Below are 16,367 nucleotides of genomic sequence, written 5' to 3'. Positions count from 1 at the left end.
GGGGGTGGCATCGCCACCCCCACCCTTCTTTTCTCCGTGCGTGTCTTCTCCGTGCGTCGGCTTTTCTCCGCGCGTCGACCCTTCCCGCAGGGCTCGTCTCACCCGCACGCCGCCCGGTTCAGTGCCGCGGTCGGGGCACCTCGCGCCACAGCTGCACGTCGTCCTCGTCCGAGAGCCCCTCGCCGCCTCCCGAGCGGCCCACGATCGTCAGCGCGACGTCAGGGTCGGGCGCGGAGCGGATGATGATCCGCGCGGCGTCGGTGTCCCGCAGGGTCTCCGCGAGCTCGTGGCGCACCTGCTCGACGTCCGCGACCGGCAGATCGTCGAGCCCGCCCTCGTCGAACACGGTCACGGTCGCGCCGCGCAGGCGCGCCGCGGCGATCGCCTCCCGCACGTCGTCGTCCATCAGACGCGCGCCGCGCAGCTCGTCGCGCAGCCGACCCTCGGCGAGGCGGGCGGTCGTGCGCTCCTGGTCGGTGAGCTCGCCCGCGGTGGCGATCACGCGAGAGAGCGTCGGCCCGGCGACGGCGAGCGCGTACTGCACGCGACGTCGCCGCTCGAGGCGGCGCACCGCCTGGCTCGCCTGCCAGGCGGAGGTGGCCTGCTGCAGGGCCGCGAGACGCGCGGTGTCGCGGTAGGCGCGGTCCGTGAAGATCATGAGCAGCTGGGCGACCGCCACCCACACGGCGGACCCGATGAGACCGAGGGACAGCGCGTGCAGCGGCCCCATCGCCCATGAGGCCTCGAGACCGACGACGGCGATGCCGATCCACGCGGAGATCGGGCGGTGGCGGGCGCACACGATCGTCAGCACCGCTCCGAGCGCGCCGATGTAGGACGTGCCGTGCGAGGTCGCGCGCTCGCCCTCCGGCGTCGACGCGATCACCAGCACAGGGATGGCGGCGACGCCGGCCAGGACCACCGCGACGGCCCACGCCGGCAGCACCGACCCGGCGCGCTCGCGGGACGCCCCGCCGTCGTCGCCGGAGCGCTCCCGCGACTCCGCGTACAGCGCCACCAGAGTGATCGCGACGTACAGCACGAGCCCGACGATCGCAGCCGGGGCGGTGCCGCCGCCGTCGGGGCGCACGAGCGCCCGCACCGCGAAGTAGGCGGTGAAGGCCAGCGCGATCCCCTCGAACACGCGACGGACGCTTCTCATACGGGGTTCTCCCCCGTCCAGGTCAGCGCGACCCGGGTGCCGCGAGCGCCGGACGCGATGCGCGCCTCTCCGCCGGCGGCGGCCATGCGGGCGAAGATCGACGCACGGATGCCCAGGCGATCGGCCGGGATCGCCGCGACGTCGACGCCCGGTCCGGTGTCGGACACCTCGACGCGGACGCCCTCGCCCTCGCGCGACACGGACACGGCCAGTCCCGCCGCGTCGGCATGCTGCACCGCGTTGGCGACCGCCTGCGTGGCCGCCAGGACGACGGCACGGGCGACGCGACCGGGGACGACCTCGGCGTCGTCGTCCCCGCCGTCGGCGCGGCTCACCACGACAGGCACGCCGAGCTCGGCGGCCGAGCGCTCCACCGCGCCGGCGATCCAGGCCCGCGACACCGGCTCGTCGCTGCCCTCGCGGTCGTCCGACTCCGCGTTCGCGAGGCGGGTCAGCGCCTCGCGCGCCATGGAGACCGCGAGCTGGCGCTGACGCGGCGACTGCGCCCGCTCGGCGGCGATCAGGGCGGCGAGCACGCTGTCGTGCATGAGCGCGGCGACCGCCACCCGCTCCTGCTCGCCGGCGTCCGCCGAGGTGGCGCGCGCGTACGCGGCCACCGCCTGCGACCGCGCCTCGTCGACGCCGCCCGCGAGGCTGCGCAGCACCCATCCCACGGTCACGAAGACGCCGCCCTGGATCAGGGCGAACGACACGTCGTACCCGATGCCGACCCAGTACGGCGCCTCGAACCCGCCCCACGCCAGCCGCACCGCGGCGTACAGCACCGACATGGACACCGCCCAGACGTACTGCCACGCCAGAGGGAAGGCGAGCATCGCGGCGAGGGTCGCGAAGTTGACGAGGTAGAAGATCCAAGGCTGCGTCTGGGGATCCGGAGGCACCGCTCCCATGACCGCCGGCCACGCCAGGAGCGCCACGGGATAGACGATCGCCAGCGTCGCCGCGGCGACCCTCACGCCCCGTCCGACCACGCAGAGCAGCGCCATCGCGACGACGGCGACGAACATCACCGCGTGCAGGACACCGTGGGCCACTCCCGCGTGGTAGACCTCCCACGACGCGACGAACGCCTGCCCGCCGACCACGAGGGCGCCGACCGCGATGACGATCTGGATGATCCGCTCCATGCGGGCGGACGTGTAGCGACCGGCGGTCTCGACGGTCCGGCCGGCGGGCGGAAGCCGCCCCCAGGCCTCGTCGATCGCGTCCTGGGCGGGCACCCGATCAGCCCTCCGGCGCGGTGTCGACGATCCCGTCCTCCATGGCGCGACGCAGCAGATCCACCTTGGTCGGGGCGGGACGCCCCACCTCGGTGTACTTCACGCGCACCCGGGTGATGTTCTCCTTCGCGGTGGAGTAGGCGACGCCCAGCCGGTCGGCGACGACCTTCAGCGGCAGGCCCGCCGCATACAGCCGCAGCACCTCCCGTTCGCGGGTCGACAGCTGGGCGTCGGCGAAGGCGCGGTCGCTCTCGACCGCGCTGGCCCACTCGACGTTGTTCAGCGGCTCTCCACGCGCAGCCGTGCGGACGGCGCCGAGCACGTCGTCCAGCGGGGACGACTTGCTGACGACCCCGACGGCGCCCGCGGCGAGCGCCTCGCGGACCGCTGCGGGCCGATCCGCGACCGAGTGGATGATGACGGCGGACTCGCCGGCCAGCGCCGTGACGTTCTCGGTGACGGTCGTGCCGTCCCCGAGCGTCAGGTCGAGCAGCACGACGTCGGCCGGAGGCGCCCCGAACTCGGCGCGCCACTCGCGGTACCCGGCGACGCCCGCGCCGGCGAACACGACCTCCACGCCGTCCCTCTCGAGCGCCGCGACGAGCCCCAGTCGAACGGACTCGTGGTCGTCGATGAGGGCCGCGCGCGTCATGCGGACGATCCTATCCGGCGGCCCGGTCGTCCCCGTGGCGACCCGCGCCCGACGTGACCCGGCTCGCGACCGCGGAGGTCAGTCCCGGCCCAGGACCGCGATCGCCTCGACGTGGTGCGAGTTCGGGAAGAGGTCGAAGGCGCGGACGGAGCGCACCTCGTACCCGACGCCACGGAAGTAGCCGACGTCGCGGGCCAATGCGACGGGGTCGCACGCCACGTACGCGACGCGCGACGACCCGAGGTCGGCGACCGCCTCGACGATCTCGCGGCCCGCGCCGGAGCGGGGCGGGTCGAGCAGCGTCACGCCGCGCGTGAGCATCTCGCGATCGAACAGGCTCGCCTGGCTCGACAGACGCGACAGGAACCGGTCGACGCGCGCGGTGACGGCCTCGGCCCCGTGGTCGGCGAGGTTCTGCTCCGCGTGCTGCGTGGCACGCGGATCCGACTCCACCGTCGTGATGCGCGCACGGCCCGCGAGGTCGCCCAGCGCGGCGGCGAACAGGCCCACCCCGCCGTAGAGGTCGAGGTGCCATGCGTCGCTCGACAGCTCGCCCAGGGCGTCGCGCACGGCCCGATCGAGCGTCGCGGCCGCCGCCCGGTGCACCTGCCAGAAGCCGCCGACGTCGACCTGGAACGACCGGTCGCCCACGACCTCCGTCACGACCTCGGGACCCGCGGGGGCCTGGCGGTCCCCGGCGGACCGATCCTGCGGCGCGCGCGGCGGCTTGCCGGCGAAACGACGCCGACGCTCGCCGGTGCGGGCGGGCCGGCGCAGCGTGCGCACGCCGCCGTCGGCGGCCTGCACCAGGTCGACCCGCCCCTCGGGGGCGTTGCGCAGGGCGACGGCGACCGCCTCGACGTCGGGCGTGGCCAGGGGCAGCGCGTCGACGGGGATCACCGTGTGGCTGCGGGCGGCGTACGGGCCGTTGCGACCGGCGCCGTCGACGTGGAGGCTCACGCGGGTGCGGTACCCGGTGCCCGCCGTCGTGCCGCGCACGGCCGGGTGCTCGGCTCCCAGGACGTCCTCGGGCGCCTCCACCTCGACGTCGATCGGTCCGCCGGCGAAGCGCTCGAAGGCCTCGCGCAGCACCTGCGCCTTGAGCGCGCGCTGGCGCGCCAGGTCGATGTGGCCGAAGTCGGCGCCGCCCGGACGGCGTTCGGGCGCCTGCGAGATGTCCGCCTGGTCCCACACGTGATCGCGGCGGTCGTCGGACGCGTCGAGCACCTCGAGGGCCTCGGCGCGGGCGAACGACTTCTTGACGTCGGTGATGCGGGCGCGGATCCGCTCGCCCGGCAGCGCGTCCGGGACGAACACCACCTGCCCGCCGGCGGTGCCGTCGCGCCCCTCGCCGTGGCGCGCCACGAACACTCCCCCGTGTGCGACCCCGGTCACGTCCAGGTCGACCGTCTCCCCGCTCTGCATGGCTCCATCGTCTCAGAGACGACCTGACCGAACGCCCCGCCCCACCGTCGCGATTACGGTGGACGCATGCAGGTCTGCCTCGCCTCGACGTCCCCCGCCCGCCTGATGCTGCTGCGGCAGGCGGGGATCGAGCCGGAGACGTCGGCGCCGGACGTCGACGAGGAGGCCGTGGTCGCTCAGACCGAGGCCCGCGAGGGCCGCGCCCTCCCGCCCGCCGAGCACGTGCTGCTGCTGGCCCGCCGCAAGGCCGAGGACGTCGCGCTCCGCCTCGCGGACGAGCGCGCGGGCTTCGACGGCATCGTGATCGGCGGCGACTCGATGTTCGAGCTCGACGGCGTCGTCTACGGCAAGCCGCACACGGCGGAGGCGGCGACCGAGCGCTGGCGCGGCATGCGCGGGCGGACGGGTGTGCTGCACTCGGGACACAGCGTCTTCCGCGTCGCGCCCGGCACGGAGCCCGTGGAGGCGTTCGCGGTCGCCGAGGCGTCGGTGACGTTCGCCTCCGACGTGGACGACGCCGAGATCGCGGCTTACGTCGCGACGGGCGAGCCGCTGCACGTGGCGGGGGCCTTCACGGTCGACAGCCTCGGCGGGGCGTTCATCGAACGCGTCGACGGCGATCCGTCGACGGTCGTCGGGATGTCGCTGTCGACGATCCGCCGCCTGGTGCGCGATCTCGGCGTCGCCTGGACCGACCTGTGGAACGCCCCGTCCGCGACCACCTGACCGACGCAGCGGCGCCCGAGCGGGACGCCCGAACGCAGCAGTCGTAGACGGTGCGACACGTTCGCCGGGTTTTCTTGTCGAGGGTCCTCAAAGAACACCCGCCGGGCGTCGGTAGGCTCGAACCCATGCCTGCCATCGCCAAGGTGCTCATCGCGAACCGCGGCGAGATCGCCGTCCGCATCATCCGCGCGGCCCGCGACTCGGGGATCTCCTCCGTCGCCGTCTACGCCGACCCCGACCGCGACGCGCTGCACGCGCGGCTCGCCGACGAGGCGTACGCCCTCGACGGGGCGACCAGCGCCGACACGTACCTCCAGATCGACAAGATCCTCTCGGTGGCACGCCGCTCGGGCGCCGACGCCGTGCACCCCGGCTACGGGTTCCTCGCCGAGAACGCCGACTTCGCCCGCGCCGTCCAGGGAGCGGGCCTGATCTGGATCGGCCCGTCGCCCGAGGCCATCGAGGCGCTCGGCGACAAGGTCACCGCGCGGCACGTGGCGGAGAAGGTCGGCGCGCCGCTGGCCCCCGGCACGCCCGGTCCCGTCGAGACCGCGGACGAGGTGGTCGCCTTCGCGAAGGAGGTGGGCCTGCCGATCGCGATCAAGGCCGCGTACGGCGGCGGCGGACGCGGGCTCAAGGTCGCGCGGACGCTCGACGAGGTGCCGGAGATGTTCGAGTCCGCCACGCGCGAGGCGATCGCCGCGTTCGGCCGTGGCGAGTGCTTCGTCGAGAAGTACCTCGACAAGCCGCGCCACGTCGAGACGCAGTGCCTCGCCGATGCCGAGGGCAACGTCGTGGTGATCTCCACGCGCGACTGCTCGCTGCAGCGGCGCCACCAGAAGCTGGTGGAGGAGGCGCCCGCGCCGTTCCTCACCGACGAGCAGAACGCCACGCTGTACGGCGCCTCCAAGGCGATCCTGCGCGAGGTGGGCTACACCGGCGCCGGCACGTGCGAGTTCCTGATCGGCGCCGACGGCACGATCTCGTTCCTCGAGGTCAACACCCGCCTGCAGGTCGAGCACCCGGTGTCCGAGGAGGTCACCGGCATCGACCTGGTGCGCGAGCAGTTCCGCATCGCCGCGGGCGGCACGATCGACTACGACGACCCGGCGCCTCAGGGCCACTCCATCGAGTTCCGCATCAACGGCGAGGACCCGGGTCGCGGGTTCCTCCCCCAGCCCGGACCGATCCACGTGTTCAAGACCTTCGGCGGCCCGGGCATCCGACTCGACTCGGGCGTCACCGCAGGCGACGTCGTGGGGGGCGCGTTCGACTCGCTGCTGGCGAAGATCATCGTCACGGGCCGCGACCGCGCCGAGGCGCTGGAGCGCTCGCGCCGGGCGCTGGACGAGTTCGAGGTCGCGGGTCTGCCCACGGTGCTGCCCTTCCACCGCAAGGTGGTGCGCGACGCGGCCTTCACGGCCGAGGACGGCGTCTTCGGCGTCTACACGCGCTGGATCGAGACCGAGTTCGTGAACGACATCGCCGCATGGGACGGGGAGCTCGAGGCTCCCCAGCCCGCCGAGAACCGCCACACGGTGGTCGTCGAGGTCGCCGGCAAGCGCCTGGAGGTGAGCCTCCCCGATCGGATCGCGCAGGCGCCCGGCACGCAGGGCCGCCCCGCCATCGTGCCGCCCTCGCGCCGCAGCCACGCCGCCGGCGCCGTCACGAGCGGCGCCTCCGGCGACGCGCTGAAGTCGCCCATGCAGGCCACGGTCGTCAAGGTCGCGGTCGAGGAGGGCCAGTCGGTCGTCAAGGGCGACCTGGTCGTCGTGCTCGAGGCGATGAAGATGGAGCAGCCCCTGCAGGCGCACAAGGACGGGGTCGTCCGTGCCATCGACGCGGCCCCCGGCTCGACCGTCCCGGCCGGGCACCAGCTGCTGCAGATCTCCGACTGACGAGGCGCGCCGTCGTGCCCCCGGCGGGGGTGTCGGCCTCCTGACATCGGGCAGATCGGCCGCCGTTCGGGCCGCGGCGGGCGTCAGCTGGCGACGTGGTGCATGGCGCGCGCCGCGTCCGTGATGGACCCGGTCAGCGAGGGGTACGCGGCGAACGCCCGCGCGAGCTGGTCGACCGTCAGGCGGCGCTCGACGGCGAGCGAGAGCGGGAAGATCAGCTCCGACGCCTTCGGGGCGACGATGACGCCGCCGATCACGGTGCCCGACCCGGTGCGGGCGAACAGCTTCACGAAGCCGTCCTTGACGCCCATCATCTTGGCCCGCGGGTTGGCCGACAGCGGCAGCGTGTAGACCTCGCCGTCGACGACGCGGTCGTCGATCTGCTGCTCCGTCCAGCCCACCGTCGCGATCTCGGGGTTGGTGAAGATGTTGGACGCGATCTTCCGCTCCTCGAGCGGGATCGCGGTGTCGCCCATGGCGTGGAAGACGGCGGTGCGCCCCTGCATGGACGCCACGGACGCGAGCGGCATCAGCGTCGTGCAGTCGCCGGCGGCGTAGATGTTCGGCACCGAGGTGCGGCTGACCTTGTTGACGCGGATGTGCCCCGTCTCGGTCATCTGCACGCCGGCCTCCTCGAGGCCGATGCCGGCGGTGTTCGGGATCGCGCCGACGGCCATGAGGCAGTGCGAGCCCTCGACGGTCCGGCCGTCGGCGAGCGTCACGACGACGCGGTCGCCGACGTTCTCGACCTTCTCGGCACGGGCCTTCGCCAGCAGCGTCATGCCGCCGCGCTGGAAGACCTTCTCGAGCACCCGGGCGGCATCGGCGTCCTCGCCGGGCAGCACCTGGTCGCGGCTCGACACGAGCGTGACCTTCGCGCCCAGGTTCATGTAGGCCGAGGCGAACTCGGCACCGGTGACGCCGGAGCCGACGACGATCAGGTGCTCGGGCAGCGCCGTGAGGTTGTAGAGCTGCTTCCAGGTCAGGATCCGGTCGCCGTCGGGGCAGGCGGCGGGCAGCTCGCGCGGCGTCGCGCCGGTCGAGATCACGACCGTGTCGGCCTCGATCCGGTCGAAGTCGGTGCCGTCGGGGCCCGTGGCGACCACCACCGCGTCGTCGCCCTCAAGCCGGCCGTGGCCCGCGATGATCCGGACGCCCGCCTCGAGCAGCCGGCTGCGCATGTCCTCCGACTGCTGCCCGGCCAGGGCGAGCAGGCGCTTGTTGATCGCGAGCAGGTTGATCGCGATCTCGGGCTTGAGCGGCTTGCCCGTGTCGCCCTTCGCGTAGAACTGGACGCCGAGGTCGCCGGCCTCTGCGACGGCCAAGGCGGCGTCGGCGGTGGCGATCAGGGTCTTCGACGGCACGACGTCGGTGATCACGGCGGAGCCGCCGATGCCGGCACGCTCGACGACGGTCACATCGGCGCCCAGCTGGGCGCCCGCGAGCGCCGCCTCGTAGCCGCCCGGACCGCCGCCCAGGATCGCGATCCGCTGCCTGCGCTCGAAATCGAAGACCATGCGCCCATTCTTCCCCACTCGGCAGGCGGCGGCGAACGACGACGGGCCGGCGGCTCCCAGCATCGAGCGGCGACGCGCTGGGTATCGTGATGCCATGACGAACGCCCATCCCCTGGACGCCGCTGCCTCGCCGTTCGAGGTCGCGCAGACCGCCGCCGCCGACATCGCCCGCCTGACCGGCGTGGAGCGCCACGACATCGCCGTGACGCTGGGCAGCGGGTGGGGCAAGGCCACTGAGCTGATCGGCGAGACCGTCGCCGAGATCCCGGCGACGGACGTGACCGGCTTCTCGAAACCCGCCCTCGCGGGTCACGTCGGGACGATCCGCTCGCTGCGCACGCCGGGCGGCCGCGCGGTGCTCGTGATCGGCGCGCGCACCCATTACTACGAGGGCCACGGCGTGCGACGCGTCGTGCACAGCGTGCGCACCGCCGCCGCGACGGGCGCGACCACCATGGTGCTCACCAACGGCGCCGGCGGCATCCGGGAGACGTGGCAGCCCGGCCAGCCCGTGCTGATCAGCGACCACATCAACCTCACGGCCGACTCGCCGCTCGAGGGAGCGACGTTCATCGACCTGACCGATCTCTACTCCCGGCGCCTGCGCGATCTCGCCCGCGAGGTCGACCCGTCGCTCGACGAGGGCGTCTACTGCCAGTTCCGCGGACCGCACTACGAGACGCCGGCCGAGGTGCAGATGGCGAAGGCCATCGGCGGCCACATCGTCGGCATGTCGACGGCGCTGGAGGCCATCGCGGCGCGCGAGGCGGGCATGGAGGTGCTCGGCTTCTCGCTCATCACCAACCTCGCCGCCGGCATCTCGCCCGATCCGCTCAGCCACGAGGAGGTCATCGAGGCCGGCCGCACCGCGGAGCCCGTGATCTCCGACCTGCTCGCACGAGTGATCGGGCGCCTGTGAGCGCCGACGTGCTGGACCTGGCACGCGACTGGCTCGCGCAGGACCCGGACGACGAGACCCGCGCCGAGCTGGAGGACCTGATCGAGCGCGCGGAGTCGGGCGACGAGGACGCCGTCGACGACCTGGACGACCGGTTCGACGGCCGCCTGCAGTTCGGCACCGCGGGACTGCGCGGCGCGCTGGGCGCGGGCAGCAACCGCATGAACCGCGTGCTCGTGGCCCAGGCGGCGGCCGGCTTCGCCGCCTACCTGCGCGAGCGCGATCCCGAGGGGACCCCGACGGTCGTCGTCGGCTACGACGGCCGCCGCAACTCCGACGTGTTCGCGCGCGACTCGGCCGAGCTGTTCGCGGGCGCCGGCCTGCGGGCGGTGCTGCTGCCGCGGCGCCTGCCGACCCCGGTGCTCGCCTTCGCCGTGCGGCACCTCGGCGCCGACGCGGGCGTCATGGTCACCGCGAGCCACAACCCTCCGCAGGACAACGGCTACAAGGTCTACCTCGGCGGCGGCGACCAGGGCTCGCAGATCGTGGCGCCGTCCGACGCCGCCATCGCGGCCAGCATCCGGCGGATCGCGGACGGCACGACCGTCGCGGAGCTTCCCCGCTCGACCGACTACGAGGTCGCCGACGAGGCGGTCGTCGACGCGTACGTGACGGCGACCGCGGCCGTCGGCCCCGCCCCCGACGGCGCGGCCGGCACCCGCTGGGTGTACACGGCGATGCACGGGGTGGGCTGGGAGACGTTCTCGCGCGTCCTGGAGACCGCCGGGTACCCGGCGCCGGTTCTGGTGACCGAGCAGATCGAGCCGGACGGCTCGTTCCCCACCGTGTCGTTCCCGAACCCCGAGGAGCCGGGCGCGATGGACCTCGCGTTCGCCGCCGCGCGCGCCGCCGACGCGGAGTTCGTGATCGCCCAGGACCCGGACGCCGACCGCCTCGCCGTCGCGATCCCCGCGGCGGACGGCTGGCGACGCCTCACGGGCAACGAGGTCGGCCTGCTGCTGGGTCGCCGTGCCGCCCGCGCCGCATCCGGCACGCCCGGTGCGTCCCTCGCCTGCTCGCTCGTGTCGTCGCCGGGGCTCGGCGCCATCGCCGAGCAGTACGGCCTCGGCTTCCACGAGACCCTCACGGGCTTCAAGTGGATCTCGCGCGCGCCCGGCATGGTCTTCGGCTTCGAGGAGGCGCTCGGCTATCTGGTGAACCCGGACACCGTCCGCGACAAGGACGGCATCTCGGCGTCGGTCGCGTTCCTGGAGCTGGCCGCCGAGGCCCGTGGGCGCGGCGCCACCATCGCCGACCTCCTGGCCGAGCTGACCCGCGAGATCGGGTTCTACGCGAGCGGGCAGGTGTCGGTGCGCGTCGCGGAGGTCTCGGCGATCGCGACGATGATGGCCGCGCTGCGCGCCGATCCGCCGGTCGCGTTCGGCGACCTGTCGGTCGACGCCGCCGACGACCTGCTGCAGGATCCGGCGGGGCTGGGCGGCGACGTCCTGCGCTACCGGCTCGTCGACGGCTCGCGCCTGATCTTCCGCCCCAGCGGCACCGAGCCCAAGCTCAAGGTCTACCTCGACGTGCGCGGCGAGTCCGTCGAGGACTCCGCGGCGCGGCTGGCCGGTCTCGAGGCCGCCGTGCGGGAGCTGCTGGACCGGCTCGCCTGAGCTCCCTTGTCGGCCCGGCCGGGCCCGACGTAACCTGCCGACAGGACGTCCCGGTCAGGCGGACGGCGACTCGAGAAGGGGAACCGGAATGAGCACGATGATGGACATGATGAGCGCGATGCCGAAGGCGTCGTCGACGGGCATGGAGATGCCGATGATGCAGGAGTGCATCGAGGCGTGCTCGGCGGTCAGCATGACGGCGACGATGTGCGCCGACGCGGATGCCGGGGACGACATGGCGACGTGCGCGGCGATGTGCGCCAACATGGCGGACGTCGCGACCACGACGATGCGCATGATGATGCGTCCGATGGGCTACGAGCCCGGAGTCATGCGCGCCATCATGACCGCGTGCATGACCATGGGCGAGGCGTGTGCCGCCGAGTGTCGCATGCATGCCGAGATGCACGAGCACTGCCGCATCTGCGCCATGGCGTGCGAGGCGATGGTCGAGACCTGCCGCACGGCGATGGCCTCGATGTCGATGGCCTGATCGCCGTCCGCCGCGGGCCCGGCCCGCGGAGCGCTCAGCGGCGGCGCGCGCGGATCAGCTCGCCGCCGACCGAGAGCACCTCGGCGACGCGGTGGAACGCCACCGGCTCCCCCGCGGCCGCGGTGACGCGTGCGTCGAGCGCGATGGTCTCGCCGTCGAGCGCGACCAGCGTGATCCCGCCGTCGTCGGAGCACATCGCGAACGCGTCGATCCATGCGCTCGGCCAGGCCGAGACGATGGCCCGCTGCACCGGCAGCAGCTCTCGCGTCGCGTTGTCGCTCATGCCCCCCACGCTAGGAACCCCCGCGACCCGTGTCACGCTGCCCGTCACACACCGCAACACACGCCGCCCACGGTGCCCGTCCGCCCGTCCGTCTGCCGAGCCCGCATGTTCCCCGCGACCCGGCAGGTGATCCGATGCCGGGTGGACGAGGACATGCCGGCTCGAGCGGCGGACGTCTCAGTCGGGGACGATCCCGAAGCCCGCCAGGTGCGCGCCGAGGGCTCGCGGCGTGGGCATGTCCCGGTCCATCCAGCGGACGAACGGCTCCTGCGAGCGGCCGCGCACCCAGTCCTCGCGTCGTTTCTCGTCGAGAAGCACCTGCTGCGGGGGCCTGCCGCGCAGGTAGGCCGGCTCGGTGTACTTCGCGGCGCCGTCGAACTCGCCCCACCCCCGGCGGAACCGGAAGTCGATCCTGATCTCGCGTCCGTCGGGCCCCGGGAAGCCCACCTGGATCTCGATCGTGCGGAAGCCGAGCACACGCAGGAACCAGCGGCTCGCGCTCTCGCCCGGCGACTCGGACCTCTCGTCGGCGAAGGCCAGCACGGCTCGGGCCCGGCGGATCCCGCGGGCCCCCGGGGCACGCGCGATCCGTTCGGCCACAGCCGCGCGGAGCGCCTCCCCGTCGGCGGCCGCCCGCAGCGCCGCGTCGGCGAGCGCGACGCCGGCCTCCGCGGGCAGCAGCCGGATGAGGTCGAAGACGGTGCGGTCGAGACGGGTGACCACCAGGCCGTCGACCTCGATCAGCTCATCGTCCGTGTACGCGTCCTCGTGTCGCACCACCAGCCGGTTCGCGGGCGCCGCCCGCTCGGTGCGGCTGAGGACATGGACGCGATCGTCGACGACCCGGAAGAGCGGCAGACCGTGCACGGCCGCCGCGGTCGCGAGCGCGAAGACGGGCGGGCGCTCGGCCGCCTGCCGCGCCGCCTCCGCGCGCACGCGCTGCTGCGCCTCAACGTGCAGGGCGCGCCACTCTGCGGCGTTCACGAAGCGTCCGGGACGAAGCCGGACGGCACGCCCCGCCGCGACCGCACGCGCCACCGCGCGATCGCTCATGCCGAGCGTCTCCAGATCCTCGCGGGAGTACACGTCGATCGCCATGGCTCGATCCTGGGCCCGCCCGATCACACCCTCCCTCTCCCGCCTCCGCCTCCTGCACACCCGCTCGCCCCACCCCCACTGGGGACGACAGCCGGGGGCGCCCGCCCCACCCCGCCGAGCCCGCATGTTCCCCGCGACCCGGCACGCGATCCGATGCCGGGTGGATGAGGACATGCCGGCTCGAGGGATCGCGAAGGGACGGGTGCGCCCCGGTAGCGTGGGCGCATGGCGCAGCGCAGCATCGTGGTGACGGCGGAGGGCGGGCTGCACGCGCGACCGGCCGCCGAGCTGGTGCGCCTCGCGCAGAGGCTGAGCGGGGGCCTGCGCATCCGCGCGGGCGCGGAGGTGGTAGACGCCGCGAGCGTGCTGTCGCTCATGGAGCTCGCGCTGGCGCCCGGCGACCGCGTCGTGCTCGAGGCCGACGGCGAGGGCGCCGACGCCGCGCTCACCGCGGCCGCGGCGCTCCTGGCGCCCGCCTGAGCGCAGTGAAGACGCGCGCCGTCAGCCGTCGATGACGGCGGCGAGCTCGTCGAGGAACGACGAGCGGTCCGAGCTGCGGCGGATGATGCGCGAGGCGCTGTCGGGCTCGCCGAACACCTCCACGAACTGCTCGAACACCGTCTGGAACGCCGGGCGATCGCTCTCGCTGAAGGCGACCAGCGCGACCACGTTGACCCGCGCGTCGCCCCAGGCCACCGGCTGCTCGCTGACCCCGATCGCGATGGCCGTGCGCTCGGCGGTCATCCGCAGCGCGTGCGGCACCGCCAGGGTGTCGGTGAACGCCGTGGACGATAGCCGCTCGCGCTCGATCGTGCTGTCGACGTAGTCGCCGTCGATCACCCCCTGATCGATCAGCAGGGCGCCGAGGTCGCGGATCATCCCGTCCGCGCCGCGGGACGCGTCGAGGCCCCGGACGAAGGCGCCGGGCGCGAAATAGCGGGCGAGCTCGGCCCGCAGCCGGCCGAGGCGACGGGCGCGGCGCACGCGGCTCGCGGCAGCCGACACGCGCTCGACGTCGGCGTCGGTCAGGAACGGCTGGATGCGGACGATCCGGTCGGACATGGCGCGCCCGTCCGCGCCGAGCGGCGGCTCGATCGTCGTCAGCACCAGGTCGGTGCCGATCGCCTCCCAGTCGGGGTCGACGCGCGTCTCGACGCCCGTGACCTCGATCGAACGGCCGAGCGAGCGGTCGACCGACGAGCGCAGCAGCTCGTGCAGCTCGTAGTACCCGGGGCACACGATCGTCGCGGTGAGCATCGACTCCGCCCGGCGGCTGCGCTCGAGGCGACCGCCCACGTGCATCGCGATGTACGCGATCTCGTCGTCGCGGATCGGCACGCCGAGAGCCTCGGACAGCTCGCTCGCGATCGAGACGGCGACGTCGAAGATCATCGGATACGCCGACTTCAGGGTGCGGGTGAGCGGGTTGCGCGACCACGCCTGCTCGCGCGCGCGGTGCACGAGGTTCTGCACGTGCAGCGCCAGCCGCTCGACGAAGTCGGCGTGCGCGATGTCGACGAGGTAGTCCTGCGCCGCGCGGGAGACCGCCCCTCGCACGGCCGCCTCGATCGCGGGGTCGAGCCCGGGCGACGCCGGGTCGTCGCTCGACCCCGGGACGACGATGCGCGTGAGCACGAGAGCCGCGAGGTGCAGCCGGTCGCCCTGCCCCAGTCCGACGCCGAAGTGCCGCTCCGTCAGCTCGCCGAGCGCGCCGGCGATGCGCTCCCGGGTCGCGTCGGGCTCGCCGTGCACGGCCTCGAGCGCCCTGCCCTGGGCCACGCGGTCGGCCGCGATCGCCACGTGGAGCACCACGTCGGCGGCCGCGAACTCGTTGACGAAGAAGCCGAGCTCCCCCAGCCGCGCCACCAGGTCGGTCTTGAACGCGCCGAGCGCCTCGGACGGGATCGCCATCGTGTCGGCCGCGCGCCGCAGCGCGTCGAGGTCGAAGGCGCCGTCGTCCATCTCGTCGTGCGCCAGCCGGCTGACGAACCGGCGCTGCGCGAGCTCGGATCCGGCCAGCCGCACGCGCGAGCCCGCGCGCTCGAGCGCGAGGTCCGATCCCGACAGCAGCGCGCGCACGCGCCCGAGGTCGGCCTCGAGGGTGGCCGAGCTGACGTGCATCCGATCGGCGGTGGCGTGGACGTCGATGCCCCCGTCGGCGTCGAGCAGCGCCCGCACGATCGCGTGGAGGCGCTCGCGCGGCGTGCCGGGGTCGGGCTCCGCGCCGGCCCGCAGGGCGGCCGCCGCGCCGGCGGACGCCCGGTACCCCGCCGGGCCCGACTCGATCGCGTCGCCGCCCGGCACGCGGGCGTTCACGGCGGTGACGTACGACCGGACGCTCCGCGGCGTGACGCCGAGCTGGTCGGCGAGCGTCGCCGCGGTCACCCAGTCGCCGCGGCGCATCAGGATGCCGAGCACCCGGTCCTGCCGCCGCCTGGTCATGACCGCCAGTCAATCATCTCGCCGACCCCGCACGGGCATCCGTCCCGGCCTGCGGAGCACCGTGGCGAGACCTTCTTCCGCATGGGCGGAAAGAACCCTCCTTGCCGCGCCCTCGCGCGCGGGACAGGATCGTTCGGAAGGGAAGTGACAGATCAATGAGGATCCTCGTGGTGTGCGGTGCGGGCGCGTCCAGCACGTTCGTCGCCCTTCGCGTCCGTCGGGCCGCCGCTGCGGCCGACCTGCCACTGACCGCCTTCGCCGGCGCCGAGCAGTCGCTCCCGATCGACCTCGACTCCGCGGACATCGTCCTCGTCGGCCCCCATCTGAGCCGCTCGCTCGACGACATCCGCGCCCTCGCCGCTCCCCGCGGCGTCTCCGTCGCGCTGCTGCCCGACGACATCTTCACCGACCTCGACGGCAGCCGCGCGCTGGCCCTGGCCGTCTCGGCCCGGGGCGGCGCGGCCGCCGTCACCGAGGGCTCCGCTGCGCGGAACCCGACACCCACGACCGAGGGCTCCGCTCCGCGGAACCCCACAACGCCTGCGGATGCCGGCCCGGCATCGGCCTGACGAAGGGAACACCATGGCCACTCGCACCGTTCGCATCGGATCGTCCCACGGTCTGCACGCCCGCCCCGCGAAGCTGTTCGCACAGGCGGCGAAGGACGCGGGCACGCCCGTGACCATCGCGAAGGGCGACGGCAAGCCCGTCAACGCGGCGAGCATCCTCGGTGTGATCGCGCTCGGCATCGACCAGGGCGACGAGGTCACGCTGGCGGCGGAGGGCGACGGCGCGGAGGGCGTGCTGGACTCGCTCGAGCAGCTGCTGCTCACCGACCACGACGCAGAATGAGCGG

At 73.9% G+C, this 16,367-nt stretch carries 17 protein-coding genes; 8 read left to right on the top strand and 9 right to left on the bottom strand.

Annotated elements, in window-relative coordinates:
* Positions 1–118: 118 nt before the first annotated feature.
* The 4 genes from K5S26_RS01330 to K5S26_RS01315 all read right to left on the bottom strand — a co-directional run bounded on the left by K5S26_RS01330 (position 119) and on the right by K5S26_RS01315 (position 4,480).
* Entirely contained in the window at positions 119–1,162 is a 1,044-nt protein-coding gene (locus K5S26_RS01330) for a hypothetical protein (protein WP_221855264.1), read from the bottom strand.
* The gene (locus K5S26_RS01325) at positions 1,159–2,403 is read right to left on the bottom strand and encodes a sensor histidine kinase (protein ID WP_246603409.1); all 1,245 of its coding nucleotides are present in this window, start codon (positions 2,401–2,403) and stop codon (positions 1,159–1,161) included. Before K5S26_RS01325 ends, K5S26_RS01330 begins: the two co-directional genes overlap by 4 nt.
* Before the next feature lie 4 nt (positions 2,404–2,407).
* On the bottom strand, positions 2,408–3,055 hold the full coding sequence (locus tag K5S26_RS01320) for a response regulator transcription factor (RefSeq protein WP_221855262.1): 648 nt from the start codon (positions 3,053–3,055) through the stop codon (positions 2,408–2,410).
* Between the two features lie 78 nt (positions 3,056–3,133).
* Positions 3,134–4,480 carry a class I SAM-dependent RNA methyltransferase gene (locus K5S26_RS01315; protein WP_221855260.1) on the bottom strand — a complete coding sequence of 449 codons (1,347 nt, stop codon included), beginning with the start codon at positions 4,478–4,480 and terminating at the stop codon, positions 3,134–3,136.
* Between the two features lie 66 nt (positions 4,481–4,546).
* Between K5S26_RS01315 and K5S26_RS01310 the strand changes: the two genes are divergently transcribed.
* Together K5S26_RS01310 and K5S26_RS01305 are read left to right on the top strand one after the other, a co-directional pair.
* Positions 4,547–5,206 (top strand): Maf family protein, encoded by a 660-nt coding sequence (locus K5S26_RS01310; protein WP_221855258.1) that lies wholly within the window; start codon positions 4,547–4,549, stop codon positions 5,204–5,206.
* A 125-nt stretch (positions 5,207–5,331) separates the two neighbouring features.
* The gene (locus K5S26_RS01305; protein WP_221855256.1) at positions 5,332–7,104 is read left to right on the top strand and encodes an acetyl/propionyl/methylcrotonyl-CoA carboxylase subunit alpha; all 1,773 of its coding nucleotides are present in this window, start codon (positions 5,332–5,334) and stop codon (positions 7,102–7,104) included.
* Positions 7,105–7,187: 83 nt separating this feature from the next.
* On the opposite strand, the gene K5S26_RS01300 is transcribed toward K5S26_RS01305, so the two are convergent.
* Positions 7,188–8,621, bottom strand: a complete 1,434-nt coding sequence (locus K5S26_RS01300) for an NAD(P)H-quinone dehydrogenase (RefSeq protein ID WP_221855255.1) — start codon at positions 8,619–8,621, stop codon at positions 7,188–7,190.
* 94 nt (positions 8,622–8,715) lie between these two features.
* Between K5S26_RS01300 and K5S26_RS01295 the strand changes: the two genes are divergently transcribed.
* Both K5S26_RS01295 and K5S26_RS01290 read left to right on the top strand, forming a co-directional pair.
* Positions 8,716–9,540 (top strand): purine-nucleoside phosphorylase, encoded by an 825-nt coding sequence (locus K5S26_RS01295; protein WP_221855253.1) that lies wholly within the window; start codon positions 8,716–8,718, stop codon positions 9,538–9,540.
* The gene (locus K5S26_RS01290; RefSeq protein ID WP_221855251.1) at positions 9,537–11,195 is read left to right on the top strand and encodes a phospho-sugar mutase; all 1,659 of its coding nucleotides are present in this window, start codon (positions 9,537–9,539) and stop codon (positions 11,193–11,195) included. The genes K5S26_RS01295 and K5S26_RS01290 overlap by 4 nt, the downstream gene beginning before the upstream one ends.
* 54 nt (positions 11,196–11,249) lie before the next feature.
* Here K5S26_RS01290 and K5S26_RS18555 read toward each other — a convergent pair whose 3' ends face one another.
* Entirely contained in the window at positions 11,250–11,492 is a 243-nt protein-coding gene (locus K5S26_RS18555) for a hypothetical protein (RefSeq protein WP_246603408.1), read from the bottom strand.
* Between K5S26_RS18555 and K5S26_RS19350 the strand changes: the two genes are divergently transcribed.
* Entirely contained in the window at positions 11,389–11,688 is a 300-nt protein-coding gene (locus tag K5S26_RS19350; protein ID WP_504739571.1) for a four-helix bundle copper-binding protein, read from the top strand. The genes K5S26_RS18555 and K5S26_RS19350 overlap by 104 nt on opposite strands.
* A gap of 34 nt (positions 11,689–11,722) precedes the next feature.
* Here K5S26_RS19350 and K5S26_RS01280 read toward each other — a convergent pair whose 3' ends face one another.
* A complete protein-coding gene (locus tag K5S26_RS01280; protein WP_221855250.1) occupies positions 11,723–11,971 on the bottom strand; it encodes a hypothetical protein in 249 nt (82 codons plus the stop codon).
* Positions 11,972–12,148: 177 nt separating this feature from the next.
* Positions 12,149–13,069 carry a hypothetical protein gene (locus tag K5S26_RS01275; RefSeq protein ID WP_221855248.1) on the bottom strand — a complete coding sequence of 307 codons (921 nt, stop codon included), beginning with the start codon at positions 13,067–13,069 and terminating at the stop codon, positions 12,149–12,151.
* 225 nt (positions 13,070–13,294) lie between these two features.
* Here K5S26_RS01275 and K5S26_RS01270 point away from each other — a divergent pair, with 225 nt between their 5' ends.
* Positions 13,295–13,549, top strand: coding sequence for an HPr family phosphocarrier protein (locus K5S26_RS01270; protein WP_221855246.1), 255 nt, complete (start codon positions 13,295–13,297; stop codon positions 13,547–13,549).
* A gap of 21 nt (positions 13,550–13,570) precedes the next feature.
* Here the strand turns inward: K5S26_RS01270 and K5S26_RS01265 are convergent, their stop codons facing one another.
* Entirely contained in the window at positions 13,571–15,511 is a 1,941-nt protein-coding gene (locus K5S26_RS01265; RefSeq protein WP_221855245.1) for a BglG family transcription antiterminator, read from the bottom strand.
* A 155-nt stretch (positions 15,512–15,666) separates the two neighbouring features.
* Here K5S26_RS01265 and K5S26_RS01260 point away from each other — a divergent pair, with 155 nt between their 5' ends.
* Complete coding sequence (locus K5S26_RS01260; protein ID WP_221855244.1) at positions 15,667–16,080, top strand: PTS sugar transporter subunit IIB; 414 nt, start codon at positions 15,667–15,669, stop codon at positions 16,078–16,080.
* A 13-nt stretch (positions 16,081–16,093) separates the two neighbouring features.
* A complete protein-coding gene (locus K5S26_RS01255) occupies positions 16,094–16,363 on the top strand; it encodes an HPr family phosphocarrier protein (protein ID WP_221855243.1) in 270 nt (89 codons plus the stop codon).
* Positions 16,364–16,367: the final 4 nt, after the last annotated feature.

The organism is Microbacterium marinilacus (assembly GCF_019753765.1).
In the GTDB taxonomy this organism is placed as follows: Bacteria; Actinomycetota; Actinomycetes; order Actinomycetales; family Microbacteriaceae; genus Microbacterium; species Microbacterium marinilacus.
Note: the sequence above shows the minus strand (reverse complement) of the source record. Positions and strands in the feature narration are given on the sequence as shown.

Bases quoted from the DNA above. Each gene is read 5' to 3' on its own strand.
- K5S26_RS01305 (WP_221855256.1), top strand. From the start codon at position 5,332: ATGCCTGCCATCGCCAAGGTGCTCATCGCGAACCGCGGCGAGATCGCC.
- K5S26_RS01280 (WP_221855250.1), bottom strand. From the start codon at position 11,971: ATGAGCGACAACGCGACGCGAGAGCTGCTGCCGGTGCAGCGGGCCATC.
- K5S26_RS01300 (WP_221855255.1), bottom strand. From the start codon at position 8,621: ATGGTCTTCGATTTCGAGCGCAGGCAGCGGATCGCGATCCTGGGCGGC.
- K5S26_RS01260 (WP_221855244.1), top strand. From the start codon at position 15,667: ATGAGGATCCTCGTGGTGTGCGGTGCGGGCGCGTCCAGCACGTTCGTC.
- K5S26_RS01330 (WP_221855264.1), bottom strand. From the start codon at position 1,162: ATGAGAAGCGTCCGTCGCGTGTTCGAGGGGATCGCGCTGGCCTTCACC.
- K5S26_RS01320 (WP_221855262.1), bottom strand. From the start codon at position 3,055: ATGACGCGCGCGGCCCTCATCGACGACCACGAGTCCGTTCGACTGGGG.
- K5S26_RS01315 (WP_221855260.1), bottom strand. From the start codon at position 4,480: ATGCAGAGCGGGGAGACGGTCGACCTGGACGTGACCGGGGTCGCACAC.
- K5S26_RS01295 (WP_221855253.1), top strand. From the start codon at position 8,716: ATGACGAACGCCCATCCCCTGGACGCCGCTGCCTCGCCGTTCGAGGTC.
- K5S26_RS19350 (WP_504739571.1), top strand. From the start codon at position 11,389: ATGACGGCGACGATGTGCGCCGACGCGGATGCCGGGGACGACATGGCG.
- K5S26_RS01255 (WP_221855243.1), top strand. From the start codon at position 16,094: ATGGCCACTCGCACCGTTCGCATCGGATCGTCCCACGGTCTGCACGCC.
- K5S26_RS18555 (WP_246603408.1), bottom strand. From the start codon at position 11,492: ATGCGCATCGTCGTGGTCGCGACGTCCGCCATGTTGGCGCACATCGCC.
- K5S26_RS01265 (WP_221855245.1), bottom strand. From the start codon at position 15,511: ATGACCAGGCGGCGGCAGGACCGGGTGCTCGGCATCCTGATGCGCCGC.
- K5S26_RS01310 (WP_221855258.1), top strand. From the start codon at position 4,547: ATGCAGGTCTGCCTCGCCTCGACGTCCCCCGCCCGCCTGATGCTGCTG.
- K5S26_RS01275 (WP_221855248.1), bottom strand. From the start codon at position 13,069: ATGGCGATCGACGTGTACTCCCGCGAGGATCTGGAGACGCTCGGCATG.
- K5S26_RS01270 (WP_221855246.1), top strand. From the start codon at position 13,295: ATGGCGCAGCGCAGCATCGTGGTGACGGCGGAGGGCGGGCTGCACGCG.